Origin of the sequence: Pectinatus sottacetonis, assembly GCF_015732155.1 — a bacterium.
In the GTDB taxonomy this organism is placed as follows: Bacteria; Bacillota; Negativicutes; order Selenomonadales; family Selenomonadaceae; genus Pectinatus; species Pectinatus sottacetonis.
On sequence record NZ_WIQK01000001.1, the window covers coordinates 2,066,362 to 2,082,778 of the forward strand.

At 32.3% G+C, this 16,417-nt stretch carries 17 protein-coding genes and 1 pseudogene; 11 read left to right on the forward strand and 7 right to left on the reverse strand.

Going from position 1 to position 16,417, the window contains the following annotated elements; all coding sequences use genetic code 11:
- Nucleotides 1-48: 48 nt before the first annotated feature.
- Together I6760_RS13085 and I6760_RS12755 are read right to left on the reverse strand one after the other, a co-directional pair.
- Entirely contained in the window at nt 49-204 is a 156-nt protein-coding gene (locus tag I6760_RS13085; protein WP_196594845.1) for an IS3 family transposase, read from the reverse strand.
- Nucleotides 205-354 (reverse strand): hypothetical protein, encoded by a 150-nt coding sequence (locus I6760_RS12755; RefSeq protein ID WP_231036222.1) that lies wholly within the window; start codon nt 352-354, stop codon nt 205-207. It abuts the gene before it with no gap.
- 273 nt (nt 355-627) lie between these two features.
- Between I6760_RS12755 and I6760_RS09675 the strand changes: the two genes are divergently transcribed.
- The 10 genes and pseudogenes from I6760_RS09675 (at nt 628) to I6760_RS09720 (ending at nt 10,369) form a co-directional block, all read left to right on the forward strand.
- Complete coding sequence (locus I6760_RS09675; protein ID WP_196594227.1) at nt 628-1,728, forward strand: glycosyltransferase family protein; 1,101 nt, start codon at nt 628-630, stop codon at nt 1,726-1,728.
- Nucleotides 1,729-1,845: 117 nt separating this feature from the next.
- A complete protein-coding gene (locus tag I6760_RS09680) occupies nt 1,846-2,082 on the forward strand; it encodes a transposase (RefSeq protein WP_330997990.1) in 237 nt (78 codons plus the stop codon).
- Nucleotides 2,083-2,938: 856 nt separating this feature from the next.
- Complete coding sequence (locus tag I6760_RS09685; protein WP_196594229.1) at nt 2,939-4,039, forward strand: polysaccharide pyruvyl transferase family protein; 1,101 nt, start codon at nt 2,939-2,941, stop codon at nt 4,037-4,039.
- Between the two features lie 489 nt (nt 4,040-4,528).
- Nucleotides 4,529-4,684, forward strand: a pseudogene (locus I6760_RS13090) (DapH/DapD/GlmU-related protein); the annotation flags it as partial.
- A 30-nt stretch (nt 4,685-4,714) separates the two neighbouring features.
- The gene (locus tag I6760_RS09695; protein WP_196594230.1) at nt 4,715-5,896 is read left to right on the forward strand and encodes a Coenzyme F420 hydrogenase/dehydrogenase, beta subunit C-terminal domain; all 1,182 of its coding nucleotides are present in this window, start codon (nt 4,715-4,717) and stop codon (nt 5,894-5,896) included.
- Nucleotides 5,897-5,980: 84 nt separating this feature from the next.
- Nucleotides 5,981-6,130 carry a 3-oxoacyl-[acyl-carrier-protein] synthase III C-terminal domain-containing protein gene (locus tag I6760_RS13095; RefSeq protein WP_196594231.1) on the forward strand — a complete coding sequence of 50 codons (150 nt, stop codon included), beginning with the start codon at nt 5,981-5,983 and terminating at the stop codon, nt 6,128-6,130.
- Between the two features lie 20 nt (nt 6,131-6,150).
- Entirely contained in the window at nt 6,151-7,071 is a 921-nt protein-coding gene (locus I6760_RS09705) for an aldo/keto reductase (RefSeq protein WP_196594232.1), read from the forward strand.
- Between the two features lie 24 nt (nt 7,072-7,095).
- Entirely contained in the window at nt 7,096-8,619 is a 1,524-nt protein-coding gene (locus I6760_RS09710; protein ID WP_196594233.1) for a lipopolysaccharide biosynthesis protein, read from the forward strand.
- Nucleotides 8,620-8,883: 264 nt separating this feature from the next.
- Complete coding sequence (locus I6760_RS09715) at nt 8,884-9,642, forward strand: YdcF family protein (RefSeq protein ID WP_196594234.1); 759 nt, start codon at nt 8,884-8,886, stop codon at nt 9,640-9,642.
- Nucleotides 9,643-9,817: 175 nt separating this feature from the next.
- Nucleotides 9,818-10,369 carry a hypothetical protein gene (locus I6760_RS09720; protein WP_196594235.1) on the forward strand — a complete coding sequence of 184 codons (552 nt, stop codon included), beginning with the start codon at nt 9,818-9,820 and terminating at the stop codon, nt 10,367-10,369.
- Between the two features lie 166 nt (nt 10,370-10,535).
- Here the strand turns inward: I6760_RS09720 and I6760_RS12960 are convergent, their stop codons facing one another.
- Nucleotides 10,536-11,528 carry a type II toxin-antitoxin system antitoxin SocA domain-containing protein gene (locus I6760_RS12960; protein WP_196594236.1) on the reverse strand — a complete coding sequence of 331 codons (993 nt, stop codon included), beginning with the start codon at nt 11,526-11,528 and terminating at the stop codon, nt 10,536-10,538.
- 24 nt (nt 11,529-11,552) lie between these two features.
- Nucleotides 11,553-11,963 carry a hypothetical protein gene (locus I6760_RS09730; protein WP_196594237.1) on the reverse strand — a complete coding sequence of 137 codons (411 nt, stop codon included), beginning with the start codon at nt 11,961-11,963 and terminating at the stop codon, nt 11,553-11,555.
- Nucleotides 11,964-12,461: 498 nt separating this feature from the next.
- Here I6760_RS09730 and I6760_RS09735 point away from each other — a divergent pair, with 498 nt between their 5' ends.
- Nucleotides 12,462-13,139: a hypothetical protein gene (locus I6760_RS09735; protein ID WP_196594238.1), complete on the forward strand. Its 678-nt coding sequence runs from the start codon at nt 12,462-12,464 to the stop codon at nt 13,137-13,139.
- Between the two features lie 299 nt (nt 13,140-13,438).
- On the opposite strand, the gene I6760_RS09740 is transcribed toward I6760_RS09735, so the two are convergent.
- Genes I6760_RS09740 through I6760_RS09750 form a run of 3 tightly spaced genes read right to left on the reverse strand, consistent with a single transcriptional unit; the run spans nt 13,439 to nt 16,405 of the window.
- The gene (locus tag I6760_RS09740; protein ID WP_196594239.1) at nt 13,439-14,461 is read right to left on the reverse strand and encodes a LacI family DNA-binding transcriptional regulator; all 1,023 of its coding nucleotides are present in this window, start codon (nt 14,459-14,461) and stop codon (nt 13,439-13,441) included.
- Between the two features lie 11 nt (nt 14,462-14,472).
- Nucleotides 14,473-15,633, reverse strand: a complete 1,161-nt coding sequence (locus tag I6760_RS09745; RefSeq protein WP_196594240.1) for a M20 family metallopeptidase — start codon at nt 15,631-15,633, stop codon at nt 14,473-14,475.
- A gap of 25 nt (nt 15,634-15,658) precedes the next feature.
- Nucleotides 15,659-16,405: a glutamine amidotransferase gene (locus I6760_RS09750; RefSeq protein ID WP_196594241.1), complete on the reverse strand. Its 747-nt coding sequence runs from the start codon at nt 16,403-16,405 to the stop codon at nt 15,659-15,661.
- Between the last annotated feature and the right edge of the window lie 12 nt (nt 16,406-16,417).

The window sequence follows — 16,417 nt, forward strand, 5'->3', positions numbered from 1 at the left end:
TCTTATGATATGGAAAAGCTGGATTTTCAACATGTAGTCGAACAAACTTTATAAGGTCTGTCGTTGAAACTCAACAGGTGTTAAATAATTGAGTGAACCATGAATTTGCTGGTTATTAAACCATTTTACATAATTTGCCAATTCTTGGCATAATGGACATAGAGTTTCAAAGTTTCTTCCTTGTATAAATTCAGTTTTAAAAATTTAAAATATTGCTTTGGCAATAGCATTGTCATAGGGAAATCTTTTCATACTTAGTAAATATTTAATCGAAAATGTTGAAACAACTTCATCAAGATATAATGGTGTTTGTTTGCACAGAGGTATTGGTTGGGAATTTCCTAATGATTTCAAAAAAATTATATCTTTTTTCTGCTGCGTGAATAATTTAGTATCGGTATGATTTATTCATTTTTCTAGCTTGTTTTGTGTTTTTTTTTCGAAAAAGGTGCAAGATTCGAGAATATATACAACTATAAACAAACCATCTAATTAAGTAACAATGCTAGATTTGAGAAAAACTAGTGCGTGATTCCTTATAAAAATTATATATTTTGATATTGACAAGCGTGCCACAATAGAAATGGTATTATTAATAATAGTTTTTAAATAGTAGAGAGGTACTAAATGAATAAGTTAAAGTTGATGTATATTTCCAATATTTCATGGTCATGGATAAAACAACGTCCTCAATTTTTAGCTGAGGGACTATCAAAATATTATGAAGTTGATGTTTATAGCAGAAAAGCATATAGAAAATCTAAAATGGTAGAAAATACTACAAATAAAGTGAGTGTATATGATATATTTAGATTGCCATATGAAAAAGTGAAATTTATCGAAATGTTTAGTAATAAAATAGTAGGTTATCAATTAAAGAAGAAATTGAAAAAATATGATATTATTTGGATTAGTGATCCACGAGACTATTTACTTATAAAAAAACATGTAAGTGCTAACCAAAGTCTTATTTTTGATTGTATGGATGATTATGCAGAATTTCCTATTATAAAATTATCACAACAAAGATTGATTAAATATCTAAATGCAGAAAGATCATTATTATTAAATAGTACACAGATTTTTGTTAGCTCTTTTTATTTGAGTAAAACTCTTCAAAAGAGGAATAATTTGCATATAAGTTCAAAAATAGAAATTATTAATAATGCAATATGCGAAGAAAAAATAAAAATTGAAAAAAATAAATCCGATTTTTATCATTTACCACATAGAAAAAAAATAATTACTTATATTGGAACAATATCCAGTTGGTTAGATATGAGTTTAATTATAAATAGTTTGAATATATATGATGATATTGAGTATCATATGTATGGGCCTAAGGATATAGAATTGCCAAAACATGAAAGATTAAAGTATCTAGGAATATTGGACCATAATGAAGTGTTTGAAGTTATGGCTGAAGCAGATATGCTAATTATGCCCTTCCTACTTACTCCATTAGTTATGTCTGTTAATCCAGTTAAATTATATGAGTATATTCAGGCAGATAAGCCTGTGGTTTCGATTAAATATGATGAAACAGAGCAATTTGCGGACTATGTGTATTTATATAGTACGCAAGATGAATATTTTTGCATAATAAAAAAATTGATAGATAATAGACTGAATGCTTTAAAAAGTAAAGAAGAAACACTGGGTTTTTTGAAAAAAAATACGTGGGATAATCGTATAATAAAGATAATAAAAAAGATGAAAAATGGATGAGAGTTATATATTAAAGCTTATTGCTTTTTGCGGACACCATGAATGGTTGGTACAATAAAACCAGGAGGTGTCTTACATGAAAGGAAAACGATTTGATTCAGAATTTAAGAAAGATATATATATGGAGATCGCACCTGCCCCAGTTTAGCTGAGAAACTGGGCTTGCATGAAGATACAATTTATAAGTGGATTCAGCAGTATAAAGAAGATCCAAAACAATCCTTCCCTGATTCTGGGAATCTAAAGCCCGATGCGGATGAATTAAGGAAAGCGCAACGTAAAATCAAAGAATTAGAAAATGAGGTAGCTATTTTAAAGCAAGTAGCGGTATACTTCGCAAGGAATAGCAAGTAATCTATTAATTCATTTATGATCATCGCTCGAAATTTGCTGTTAGAGAGTTATGCTGCGCACTATCTATTTCGAAGAGCGGTTATTATGAGTGGGTAAAATCCCGTTGTCCGAAGCTATTTGCAAAAGATGCTGTTTTAGTGGCGCATATACAACAAATTGAACGTGAGAATGATTATAATTATGTCGGTCAGAAAATATGTGAATAATTAAACGGAAAGGGAATTTCAGTAGATCGCAAGTCCGGTACAACGTATCGTATCATGCATCAACAGGTGATCAAAGCTCAAATTAATAAATATAAGCCACAAACAACTAAAGCCGATCCCAATGAATAAGTGTTTCCCAATTTTCTGAACCAAAAGTTCGATGTGATTGATTGTAATGCCGTGTGGCTTGCAGATCTTACGTATATTAGAGACGGCGGAAAATAAAACGGTGTATTATCCGGTAGTATGAGTTGCAAAGGCAATCCGTACGACAATGCTCCTATGAAATTGTTTTTTTCACCTATTCAAAGGAGAACATGTTAAAAAACGATATTTCGTCACAATTAGCCAAGCAGCTACAAGTTTTAAAAATTGGTTATCATATATTGGAATACTTAAAAATTATTTAAGGAGAATAGTAATATTATTTATTATGAGTGTGAATTGTTTAGACCTTTTGAAAAAATCATATTTATTCAGGAAATTCATGTGAATAATAAATGAGAAATTTATCTGATGTGTTACAATACTATTTTCGAGTATAAATCAATTATTAACAATATTATTTAGTTAGTAGTGATGATTGTATAATTAATTGTTGTTGATGTAAAGTAAGATAATGATAGAATGAAAATATAGGGAGAATAAGTTTGAAAAAAATAGCAATTTTTACAATAATTGGGCGAGGTCCTGGAACAAAATTACAGAATTATGCTTTACAATTTTATTTAGAAAACAACTTTAATTGTAAAGTAAAAACAATAAGAAGAAAAAGCTATTATTATGAAAAAATTTCAATAAAATCATTGACATGGAAAGAAATTTTAAAATTTATCATAAATTATAAAGGGTTTCGTGAGTTTTTATTAAATGAAAGAAAAGTTCAAGAAAAATGGTTGGACTTTGATAAAAATATTCATTACACAAAAGAATTGATAAAGAAGAATGATGGACCCATTGATAAAAAATTTAATAGGGAATATGATTATTTTATTGTAGGTAGTGATCAAGTATGGAATCCTAATTGGTATCCAGATATTAACTATTTTAAATATATAAGTAAAAGTAAATGTATAGCATATGCAGCTAGTTTTGGTGTATATAGTGTACCAAAAAAATTGAATAAAGTTTTTTCTGTTGCACTAGAGCATATGAATTATATATCAGTGAGAGAAACAGCAGGAGCAAATATAGTTAAAACCTTGATAAATCGGGAAGTACCAGTTGTTATTGATCCAACGTTGTTATTGAGTAAAAATGAATGGTTGGGTATTGCAAAAAGACCAAATTGGTATAATGGGCAAAAATATATATTGGCATTTTTCCTTGGTGATATAACTAGTGAAAAGAAAAAAATAATCGATGTGTTAGCTTTAAATAAAGAAAGCAAAGTAATATATCCAATGAAAGATTTTAATGATGATTGGGCTAAAGTTGGACCAGCAGAATTCTTATATTTAATTGCTAATAGTGAATTAGTATTAACAGATTCTTTTCATGGAACAGTTTTTTCGATAATAATGAACAGGCCATTTTGGGTATTTGATAGAATACAAAACGGTTTAAATAATATGAACTCTAGGTTGGACACATTATTAAACTTATTTAATTTTGAAAATAGACACATTAATATAAGTAATGATATTGATTATGAAGACATTTATAATATTGATTTTAGTAATGTAAATAATATATTAGATAAAGAAAAAAAAGTAGTTATGGAATTTTTCATGAAAATATTTAAAAATTGAGTATTTTTTTAGGAGAATGAATAAATGACGTTAATAAAAAAAATTTATTTTTTAAAGAAAATGAAAATAGTAAAGTCTATATATTATACATATTTATCCAGAAAAGTTATTAAAAAAGATAAAGCAAAATGTGTTTTGTTTCAAGGAACGCATTTTGAATTGGAAAAATCTTCTAAGATTATTTTAAATGGGGTGCTGAAATTTGCAGATAATGATATATTAGGGGCGAATCGTCAGTCAACATTAAGAATGGATTCCAAGGCAATATTACATATAGAAGAAGAATTTTCTGTATATTATGGTGCTGATATAATATTATTTTCTGGAGCAACGATGAAATTGTGTAGTGGTTTTTTTAATTCAAATATAAAAATAAGATGTCATAACAAGATAGAAATAGGAAGTGGTGTTGCCATTTCCCATGATGTTACAATAATGGATTCAGATGCACATGAAATATTAGAGAATGGGTATAAAAAATCACAGCCGATTGTAATAGGAAACAATGTTTGGATTGGTACAAGAGCTACAATTTTAAAAGGTGTCACAATTGGTGATGGAGCTATTATTGCAGCAGGAGCAGTTGTCACAAAAGATGTGCCAGCTCATTCACTTGTGGGAGGAGTTCCAGCTAAAATACTTAAATTAAATATAGCTTGGAGGATATAAAATTTAATGATTGATGTACTTGATAAAGATAAGTGTACAGGATGTGCTGCATGTTATAATATTTGTCCAACAAAAGCTATAGATATGGTATATAGTACTGATGGATTTTTATGTCCGAGCATTGATAAAGATAAATGTATAAAATGTAATTTATGTGAAAAAATATGTCCTATATTATCAAAAAAAGAAGATTTTGGGGAAAGGTATAGTATTCCAAAAGTTAAAGTTGCGTGGTCATTAGATGAAGATATTCGATTGAATAGTACATCAGGGGGAATTTTTTCTGAATTAGCTATAAAGTTTATTGAAAATAATGGTTTTGTAGCAGGTGCTGTATATAATAATTCATTTTTAGTTGAGCACTATATTACAAATAAAAAAGAAGATATTGCTAGATTACGGCAGTCGAAATATGTTCAAAGCGATAAAAAAAATATATATTTCCTAGTAAAAGAATTATTGGAAAATAATAAGCAAGTAATGTTTGTTGGAGCACCTTGTGAGGTGGCTGGTTTATATTGTTTTTTACAAAAACGGTATAATAATTTATTAACTGTTGATTTTATTTGCTTAGGGGCAAGCTCAGTAAAAGTATATAAAAAGTTTTTAGATATGTTAAAGGAAAAGTATCATGGGGATATAAAAAAAGTTTGGTTTAAGAATAAAACACAAGGGTGGAATTTATTTAGTACAAAAGTCGAATTTACAAATGGAAAGAGTTATTTAAGAAATAGATTTTATGATTATTTTATGCGTGGTTATATAGGGAAAAATAAATTTTATGTTCGGAAAGTTTGTACACAATGCAAATATAAAGGATTTCCCCGAGTGGCAGATATTTCATTAGGTGATTTTTGGGGGGCTTGGAGAATTAATCATGAACTAGATGATAATAAAGGGACATCTGCTGTAATACTAAATTCTGAGGCAGGAAGAATTTTTTTTGATAAACTTGATAAAGCACGTATCAAAGAAGAGAATAGGAAAATAGAGGATGTTTTAGCTGGTAATATGGCACTAACAAAGTGTGTTATATTAGATCCAGAGAGAAAAAATTTTTTTATTGATCTCGATGAAATGAGATTTGATAAATTAATAGGAAAATATTGTCCATATACTATTAAAGATGAAATAAAATTATTATGGATTATGCTAAAAAGGAAATTTAACATTATAAAACGATTGTGATGGAGTGATAAATTTTGAAAGTTTTATTAATTGGAGGTACGGGGGTACTGAGTTTCGATATTGCAAAATATATTATAGACAGAGATGATATTGATAGGAAATACTGTTTCTAGTACTGTACCAATTGCTTTGAAAGATGCAATTGATGAAAATTGCATTCGATCAGGAAGCAACGTATTTATTGCGGGATTTGGTGTGGGATTGAGCTGGGCTGGTACAGAATTGTTCTATTGATTTTAGAGGAGAAACTATTTATGGATTATATAAAACTTGCGAATGGTGTTGAGCTTCCAACAATAGGCTTTGGCCCAGGGGAATGTGGATATTCCCCAAAATATAATAGTAATAGACATGGGGTATGGTCTATACCTAGGCGTGCATATAATAAATTTGTAAGAAGGCAGTTACAAAAGAGACAGTATATAGTAGCAATAGCTAGTGCAATACAGCAGGGATTTCATCTAATTGATTATTCTGCAGCTTATGGTGATGGTAATTTAATTCATCGTGGAATACAGCTGAGTGGATTGAGTAGAGATAAGTTAACGCTTACTACGCGTGTTAGTAATAGAGCACAGTTCCAAGGAAAAGAAGCTGTTAAAGAAGAGTTCTTTTTACAACTCAAAGGGATGCAAATAGACTATATTGATATTTTGATGTTTCATTGGCCTGTAACAGATTTTTATGAAACGACATGGCAGGCAATGGTGGAACTCTATCAAGAGGGTTATGTAAAAACACTTGGGGTAGCAAATTGTCATAAACATCATTTGGAAAAATTGTTTACATTAACAGAAGAAAGACCATTAATCAATCAATTTGAAATACATCCATTATTTACTCAGAAAAAACTTATAGACTATTGCAAAAAAAATGGAATTCAATCAGAGGCTTATACGCCAATTGCTCGTTTTGATGATAGATTAGTTAGGCTTCCTGTACTTCATAGGATTGCTAATAAGCATCATAAGTCAATATTGCAGGTAATTCTACGGTGGCATGTGCAAAATCATATAATTCCAATTGTGCGTACTTTGAATAAGCAACATCAAAAAGAAAATTTTGATATATATGATTTTTCGTTATCAGATGCTGAAATAGCTGATATTGATAATATAAACATTAATGCAAGAGTACGGTATGACCCGGATAATTGTGATTTTACAATTTTATGAATTTATAGTAGAGGAAGTTGAATATTGAATAATGGAACTCGAATTATGAAAAATACGATGTTCCTGTATTTTCGCATGTTGTGTGTAATGCTAGTGACATTATATACAGTGCGTATAACATTAGGTGCACTTGGTATAAATGATTATGGTATTTATCAGACAATTGGTGGTATTGTTGGAATCTTGGCATTTATTAATGGTGCATTGGGAACGGGATCGTCACGCTTTCTTACCTTTGAGCTTGGTCGTGGTGTTACAGAAAAGTTGAAACAGACATTTTCTACGCTGTTATTGGCTCATATTATTATTGCAATTATTGTGGCTATTGTAGCAGAAACAGTAGGGATGTTTTATATTTTTCATTATTTGAACCTACCTGATGAAAGAATTGCTTCAGCTATTATTGTATTTCAGTTATCAGTTATTACAGCAATAATGAGTATGACACAGATTCCATATACAGCAGTCATTATTGCACATGAACAACTGAAAATATATGCATATATATCATTAGTGGAAGTAATATTTAAATTGGGGATTTCTTTTGCTATTGTGGCATTACCGTCACATCGGTTAGAATTTTATGCGTTGTTGTTGTGTATTGTTCAGATTGCTGTGATGTTTTTATATCGAATGTATTGTTATCATTGTTATGAGGAGAGTCATTTTTACCGAAAAAAATTTGATCTTTCAATATTGCGTTCTGTTGGGGTATTTTCAGGTTGGAGTATTTTTGCGAATTTAACTATAGCATTATTGAATCAAGGTACATTACTTATGTTAAATACGTTTTTTTCTCCAGCAGTAGTTGCTGCACGTGTGATTGCATTGCAGGTTAATTCTGCGGCGCAACAATTTATGAATAATTTTCAAACAGCAGCATATCCGCAGATTGTAAAACGATATGCTACAGGTGATTTTACTGGTTCTCAAAAATTATTATTAAAATCAGCAAATTTTTCTTATTATCTGATGTTAATATTAGCTATGCCGATTATATTATTAGCTGATCCATTATTACATCTTTGGTTAAAAAATGTGCCGGATTATGCTGTAATATTTTTGCAATGGAGTATGGTACAAAGTCTTTTTGCTGTATTTGATACATCACTGTATTATGCATTATATGCGAAAGGGCAGCTTAGAGAAAATGCATTGATTAGTCCAACTATTGGATTGATTGTTGTTTTTGTAGAATTGATTTTATTTAAGCTGGGATATTCTCCATTGGTAATGTGTTATTTGTTTACATTATACTACGCAATTCTTGGTATTGTGATAAAACCAATTTTAGCCTGTAAGATTGCTAATTATAGATCATATGATATTATTAAAATGTTTTGTAAGTGTTTACTTGTTACTATTATATTAATACCAATAGGATATATTAGTACATTGGTATTCAATAAATTTACATTACTGGGATTTATAGAAATATGTTTTACAACGACTATGATGACTATCATAGTCGTTGGAGTTATAGGTTTAAATAACAGAGAACGTTATTTGATATGTGAAGGTTTAAAGAAAAAATTTATATCTAAATAATAATAGATTGTTTATAAAAAAGAAATAAACTAGGAAATAATAAATTATATATATCAAATTTTGCGCAATAAGAGATGATGATTTTGAAATAATGGAGGAATTTTCAGTCAGGGCTGTTATAATAGTTATTTTATGTGATAGCAATTATGAGCAATTACTATACTTTACTGAATATTGTAGTAGGTTAGTAGCATATAATAGTAAAGATAGGAAAAATTTTATTAGAAATAAGTTTTTTTAATAAATTAATATATGGAGAAAATAATGCTTTATATAATAAAATTTTTTTATCAATGGCTGCTACCTCCGGCTTGTATTATACTGGCACTGGTTATTTTGAATATTTATATGTATAGGAAAAAGTCTAAGGGAAGATACTGGCTTAGTGTATTTATTGTGTTGTTTTATTTCTTTTCATTGCGTGCGGGGGCAGATCTGTTAGTCAAGCCGTTGGAAGATATGTACACTCCGCCCGCAGTAGTGAATGGCGATGTACTTATAATGCTGGGAAATGGTTCTGTAGGCGGCGTGCCGGATATAGACGGAGTGGGGCAGCCATCGGGGACGATGGCTAAAAGTATGCTTTTTGCTTTGCGGCTGCAAAGAATGACGGATTTACCATTGCTTATTTCTGGCGGTACTGTTTTTGCGGATAATGGGACGGAGGCAGATATTGCCGGGCGTGAATTCCGTAGTATGGGGATACCGGCCAGTAAACTTTTTTTAGAAGATAAAAGCAGGAATACGGTGGAAAATGCCAGGTTTTCCCAAAAAATCTGCCGGGAACATGGCTGGAGCAGGCCGGTGCTATTAGTTGTGGCAGCACAGGCTTATCGCTCGGCACTTATTTTTAAGCGGGAAGGGCTTGCTTGTGTGATTTATCCTACTCATTACCGCCGCAATGCCGAATGGCATTTTAGCTTTATGCAGGATTTATTGCCGCAAGCAGATAATATGGATGATTCAGCAATGGCATTGAAAGAATATATGGGAATAGTTGCATTGAAATTATCCTTGCAATAAAACGGGAGGAAAATTCTCAAAATATCATTTATATTTATTAAAGCATTTACAAAATTGATACTATGGTGCTATAATGAGAATTATAGCGGATAATATCAAGTAATAGTTTTGCAATGATATCTTGCTTGTTGCGTGTCAGAAGGGTGTATATTATTGATATTGTCAGCTAAATTTTATGAAAGTTAGTGATAATGTGAATATTGTGCATGATGGAGAGATTCTAGCTATTTTGCCACGATATACGGAGCGTGGTGATGGAACTGTTATTGTAAGCTGTGATGGAAAAGAAGTTTTTTATTCTAAAGGGGAAAAACCTGTATTAAAGGAAATTTGTAATAGATATTGCAAGGATATTCATTTAATGCGGGACTGGGCAAGGCAATATACAGGCCAGAAGATATGGATGCCGCTGGGATTCAGCTGGGAACTGGTATTGGTTCCGATGCGGATACGCGGACCGAAGATTCAGGGGGATGAAACTTTAGGGTATTTTAATTATCTGCATATAAATGATGCGGTGGAAGTAGATAATAAGGTTTATCTGGTCATGGAAAATAATACAAGGTATTTAGTATTGTGGAGCCTTGATACGGTAAAGCAGCATTTGAAGGATGCAATGCTTATACACTCGATGATGACGCAGCGTTTGGATGATACTTTATGGCAGCGGCTCAGCCGGGCAATATTTTTTAATGGGCCAGTTGTGGTAAGACGGTATTATAAATAGATTATTAGAAATTTTTTGATAGGATTTATTATAGATGAAGTTACTTTATGAGATAAAATGAAGCAGCCCATGTTTGTGTGGGCTGCTTTTGTATATAAGTATATGAAGTAAAGAAAAAATTTTTGTTGCCCATATGAAATGGCAGGGCGACTTAGGAAGATGATGGCTATATTCGTGAAAACATTGCTTTGGTATAATCTCCAATATCATTTGGGTTAATCATGTTATACTTTGTTTTGATTTTACTGAAATAGGTTCCTATTAGTTTTTTTTCAATAATTTGATTTGAGGCGGCAGTTGGGGAAATGTTTTTTCTGGCAGAAATCCATGGCGTTTCGGAATGGGTGAATTGTTCTAGAATTTTTCCGCTATAGCAGCAAAGGTTTTTTATCACACTGTCGAAAATGGCTTTTTCTGTTGCAGTAAATGTTTCTGTGTTGAATTCATTAGGTTTTTTTATTGGATCAAATTGGTAATTTTTATATCTGGAATAAATTTTTCTATATACTGGACCATGGATCCATGCTTCACATTCTTCTGAGAAAAGAAATGTATGGTGAAAGGCATAATAAAACCCCTGAATATAATATAAAGTTTTTTGCAAGGCTAATGGTGTAATATCACCACATCTATTTAACAAATATTCTATAACAAGATCTATTTTTTCTGTATTGTTTTGAAAATCTTTTATAAGTAAACTGGTTGCTTTTTTACTTTTTTCATAGGACACTGCTGTTTTTAAGTTGTTTTTGTTAGCTTCTAAGAGTTTCATATAAAAAGCAGGATCATTATATATTTTTTGTAATATGGCGGAATACTGTTTTGTTGGGATATCACCATCGTAATAGCGTGAAAATGTCTGTTCTCCCCAGCCAAGTAAAAGTGATAATGGCCTTTTTCCAATATTATATTTTGGGTTTATAGCACGAATATCTTCCAGGGAAATAATATTTTGTTTTTTACGATAAACACTGTATAACGCGTTTAAATTGAAGTCATTTATAGACGGAACATAGATTTCATTTTTACAATTTTTACAGTATGCTGTTTTACCATTATAAGAATATAGTTCACCTTTAATTTTACCTTTTTTTAGTGTTTCTTTAACAGAAAAATTAACATCGGTTCTGCATTCTTCACAAAAAACTTTTTTTTCCACAATAATTTCCTCCCTTTTCATTAATCATTTGAATAAATAGCTAATTGGCTTGTTTTTTTTATGAAAAGAAATTACTATTGTTCTAGTTCCGTAAGGTAGTTCAATAATATTGAATTTCATATAAATATCAATTATTTCATTAATTCCATCAGAATTAAATAAAGATACTTTAGGTACAAAAACATAAAGAATTTCATATTCATAGCCGGGGTTAGTATTTTGTAAAGTGTAGCAGAAATCTTTTACTTGAAGATTAAGTAAAAGATTTTTTTGTTTTTTGCTGTGAATATTATATTCATTGATAAAATTTATGTTTTCCTGCCTGTTTTTATTCAGTGAAATTGTATATTTATTATTAATTATGCAACTTTTTATTTTTGCCAAAATTGTTGCGATATCTTTTTGTGAATAGTTTTGGTTATAATGCTGAGCCACTACACCACTTCCCTAAATAAATGATAGCTCTTTTTATTAGCAGTGTCAATAAAAATGCACTAATTAATGCATTTCATTAAATGAGCTGCATTTGAATACAGTCCACCACCGCTAAAGCGATCCTCTGCCCTTCTAAGGGCGGACAAAAGGGGCTTTATTGTAAAGAATGTGTACAGTCTTCTATACTAGCATTGTCTTAAGTATAAAGTACAGACAAAAAATATACTAAATAAAAGATATGATTTCTTTTTATACAGTTTGTTATTTATATTGGTATTTTTTCGATGTCATAAATAAATACATTTTTTGTCATAGTTTTGACAAATAAATTTTATATTATATTGGTGAAGCAAAAAATATGTAAAATTTTTGTTTTTAATAAAGGAGTAAGAGTCTTAATTGCAGAATCATTATTCATATAATTTGGTTGCTTTTTATAAGGTGGATCAATTACTGGATAATTGGATATTTGTAAAGTATATAAGGAGGGTAATTAATATGTTTAATATGTCTAAAAAAAGATGGGGCGTGCTTGCCGTAGGAACTATGCTTACTGTAGGAGCGGCATTTCCCGCGTTGACAGAAGCTGCCAGTCCTGATAATTTACCGGGAATACAACAGAATATGCCACCACAGGGTATACATCATAAAAAACATCATGGCCCAAGAGATGGAATGGGAGCATTTTTCCCTGAATATGAACAGCAACTGGGGTTAAGCAAAAGTGATTTTGACCGTTATGCTAAAAAGGGCTATAGACACGGTGCTATAATGAATGCAGCACTTATAGCTAAGACCAGTGGTAAATCTTTGGATAAGATAATGAGCTATAAGACGGCTGATAATTCTTGGAAAGATGTTATGGAAAAGGTTGGAATAACTTTTGATCAGCTACGTCAGGTACATAAAGATTTAGCGTCAAATGCCATAGCAAAAAAGACAGGCATTGATAAGGCTTCTATTGCCGGTTTGTTCGATCAGAAATACCATGATCGTGATATTATGATGGCTGCTGAACTTTCTAAATTATCATCAAAGCCTATTGGGGAAATAATTGGAATGAAAAAAATCAATAACAGCTGGCGTGATGTTGCCCAGCAGCTGGGTGTCAGTGATTCGGCTGTAAGAAATGATATGATGCCTCCTATGCATCATCATCAAAACAGAAATAATTGAGCATTTGATTGCTTAAATGGGAGCCACACACTCATGCCTTTGGTTGTGTGTGGGAGGTTTAGATACAATTACCCATTTATCCCCCTATAATAGTTAGTTGAAATATTGCCTAAAGTTGTAAAAGGGAAGTCAAAATTTTTTTAATTTGACTTCCCTTTTATAGTATTGTGTGTATTAATTAATATAAATTGCAAAAAACTATTTATTTTCTATTCTACAAAGATATTAAACTTATCTGCACTTTTATGGGATGAATAAAAATCATTTATGTTGAATTGTTCTGTTAATTTTTGCGGGCATTATTTTGGCTGGTATTTTTTTGTGCTTTGACGAATCTTTATTACTGGTTCGAAGATGATGTGTTTGGGTGGGGTATGTTCTGTTAGATCATCGAGTAACAATTCAGCTGCTTTTTTACCCATAGTGTAAGCAGGCTGGCTGATTGTGCTAAGAGGAACTTCTAATATCTGCGAAAAAAATATATCATCAAAGCCCATGACGGAAATGTCATTGGGAACATTTATGCCTTGTTCTTTTAATGCTTTTATGGCGCCATAGGCCATCATATCATTTAGGCATAAGATAGCGGTTGGCCTTTGCGGCAGTAACACAGAAATAGCATTATAGCCGCTTTGATAGCGAAAGTTTCCTTCATAGATAAGTTCTTTTCGATAAGGAATGGCGTGTTTTTGCAAAGCTTTTATATATCCGTTGAGTCTGTCTGTATTTGTTTGGGGACCGAGTGGTCCTGTAATACAGGCTATGCGTTTATGGTTTAGTGATATAAGGTATTCAACAGCCATGTAAGAAGCCTTGGTGTTATTTATGGAAACGGTACTGAAATTATCGGTTTCATTAAAACAGTCGATTATTACTGTGGGCAGGGAGGCTTTTTTTAAAAGTGACAGGCTGGCTTGCTCCTTGGTACCGTAACTTTCTGCTGACATTATTATTATTAATCCATCGATGCTTTGGTCGATGAGCATATTTATGGATTCTATTTCGAGGGCATGGTTATCATTGGAATTACATAATATAAGGTTATAGCTTTTTTTATGGGCAAAGTCTTCGATGCCTTTAGTTATTTCGGAAAAAAAGACATTACTTATATCCGGTATTATTAATCCTATGGTATTGGTTATTTTTTTTATCAGTCCTACAGCCAGTTTGTTGGGGCGGTAGTTCATTTTTTGGGCAATGTCTTTTATAAGCCGGCGGTTTTTAGCAGAAATGCGATTAGATTTTCCGTTGAGTACTAACGATACTGTAGTGACAGATACACCAGCGGCGTTAGCTATATCTTTTATTGTTGTTCGAGTCATATAAATGTCCTTTATTTGGCAAAGTAATTTAATAATAATTTATTATAACATAATATAGAGGCGAAGTAATCTTTGTCTTCTACGTATTCGTTAGTAATATGGGCATTATATTCTTTGCCGGGACCAAATAATATGCAGGGCAGAGTGTTTTCTTGCTGGACAAAAATAGAAGCATCGGAAAAAAAGTTGATGCCGGTGCATTTGGGCTGTATATGGGTGATGGATTGTATGGCATTGGATAGCTGGCTAACTGCCGGGGCATTCTGGCTTATGCTTACGGGTGGACGATTGTTAAGCAAAGAAAATTTTATATGCAGACCTGGAATATTTTGCATCATGTTGCTGCAGACAGAAGCAATTTTTTGCAGAAAAAGCTCATTATTGATGAGGGGTATCGTTCTTATGTCCATTTTTATGTTGCAAAAATCAGCAACCATATTTATTTTGGCGCCGCCGGAAATTTTTGTTATTGTACAAGTGGATTTTTTTAATAAGGGATCTTCGTGTTCATTGCATAATTGTTCTAATTCCTGATGTATTTTATAAGCAGCTTTAATAGCATTAATACCTTTTTGGGGATAGGCTCCATGGGCGCTTTGTCCGTAAATATTGAAATCAAGCCATAAAGTCCCTTTAGAAGTAATGCCAATGTCATTGCCGGTGGGTTCGGCGATTATCATGGCGGAAGCGGTTTTTAACGGGAGAACTGCTGATAATGCCGTGGCGCCTGCTCCATCTGTTTCCTCATCGGCAGTAAGTGCTAGTATAATGTCGCCGGCAGGTCTGTTTGTGGTTTGTGCAGTTTGTTTAAAGGCATATAATATAGCGGCCAGGCCGCTTTTCATGTCACTGGCGCCTCGTCCATAGCAGCGGTTTTTTAAGTAGGTAAGTTTATCAGGTGGAAAGTTCCATAATTCTTTTTGCCCATAAGGAACAGTATCCATATGTCCGCACAGGATCAAAGGTTTTTGTCTTCCAGTCCCCTTTATGACAGCAGTTAGGCTGCATCTGTTTCCGGATAAGGGAATTTTTTGTATAGAAACAGGTGTTTTTTGCAGATAATGACAGATTTTATCTGCCAGGAAAGTTTCATTTCCCGGTGGATTTACGGTATTAGTTTCAATAAGCATTTTTAGTAACGCAAGGGCATTTTTTTTATTAAGAGTATTCATTTTGTGTCATCCTGGATGTAAGTGTTTATTTTTGGGTAATATAATCAAGTATTCCTTTCCAGAGGATGTCATAGCCTTTCCATGAAAGAAATTCTTTTGGGCCCCAATGAGGAGCGCAGTCGGAAGTGAATACGGCTGTACTGCCCTTACCAAATTTACCAAAGGCTATTAATGGATCATCGTTTATGGTAAAAGGAACGGGACAGTCTTGTTTAGGAAGGACTTTGTTGTATCCGAGAAAGTGTGGCCATTTTTCGGGTAAATCGACTAAAGCCGGATGAAGCATCTGCATCTGCGGCTTTATACCTTCAGGATGTTCTTCGCGGTCATCACCGTTGATGCATGTTACTGGCAGGATATCTGCTAAGGCGGTTTGTCCGTAACGGGCTTTCTGGTCTATACCAGAGAATGACAGGTAACCACCGATCATCAGGAAGGCACCGCCATTTTTTACGTAAGAAGCAATAGATTGACAACGGTTTGGTGTTTTTTTGCCTTGTTTAAATGTTTTGTCTGATAAAAGCAGGGTGTTTGAGCCTATATCTGACAATATAATACAATCATAGGCGGCTAGTTCTTTTACGGTATAGGGGAATTTTTCTGCTATTTTGTGGCCAGGCAGGTACACTAATTCATAGCCGGCTTTTTCTATTGATTTTGCTATATATTCGATGCCTTCTTCGTAAATACTGGTTGTAAAAGTATCAAAACCTTTTACATGTGTGGTAAAACTTGTCCATGATTCGCCGCCGAACAGAATTTTTTTCTTCATATACAAATCTCT

Excerpts from the sequence above, each read along its gene's own strand:
- I6760_RS09675 (WP_196594227.1), top strand. The coding sequence starts at position 628 with ATGAATAAGTTAAAGTTGATGTATATTTCCAATATTTCATGGTCATGG.
- I6760_RS09695 (WP_196594230.1), top strand. The coding sequence starts at position 4,715 with ATGATTGATGTACTTGATAAAGATAAGTGTACAGGATGTGCTGCATGT.
- I6760_RS13095 (WP_196594231.1), top strand. The coding sequence starts at position 5,981 with ATGATATTGATAGGAAATACTGTTTCTAGTACTGTACCAATTGCTTTG.
- I6760_RS09705 (WP_196594232.1), top strand. The coding sequence starts at position 6,151 with ATGGATTATATAAAACTTGCGAATGGTGTTGAGCTTCCAACAATAGGC.
- I6760_RS09715 (WP_196594234.1), top strand. The coding sequence starts at position 8,884 with ATGCTTTATATAATAAAATTTTTTTATCAATGGCTGCTACCTCCGGCT.
- I6760_RS09720 (WP_196594235.1), top strand. The coding sequence starts at position 9,818 with ATGAAAGTTAGTGATAATGTGAATATTGTGCATGATGGAGAGATTCTA.
- I6760_RS09735 (WP_196594238.1), top strand. The coding sequence starts at position 12,462 with ATGTTTAATATGTCTAAAAAAAGATGGGGCGTGCTTGCCGTAGGAACT.
- I6760_RS09740 (WP_196594239.1), bottom strand. The coding sequence starts at position 14,461 with ATGACTCGAACAACAATAAAAGATATAGCTAACGCCGCTGGTGTATCT.
- I6760_RS09745 (WP_196594240.1), bottom strand. The coding sequence starts at position 15,633 with ATGAATACTCTTAATAAAAAAAATGCCCTTGCGTTACTAAAAATGCTT.
- I6760_RS09750 (WP_196594241.1), bottom strand. The coding sequence starts at position 16,405 with ATGAAGAAAAAAATTCTGTTCGGCGGCGAATCATGGACAAGTTTTACC.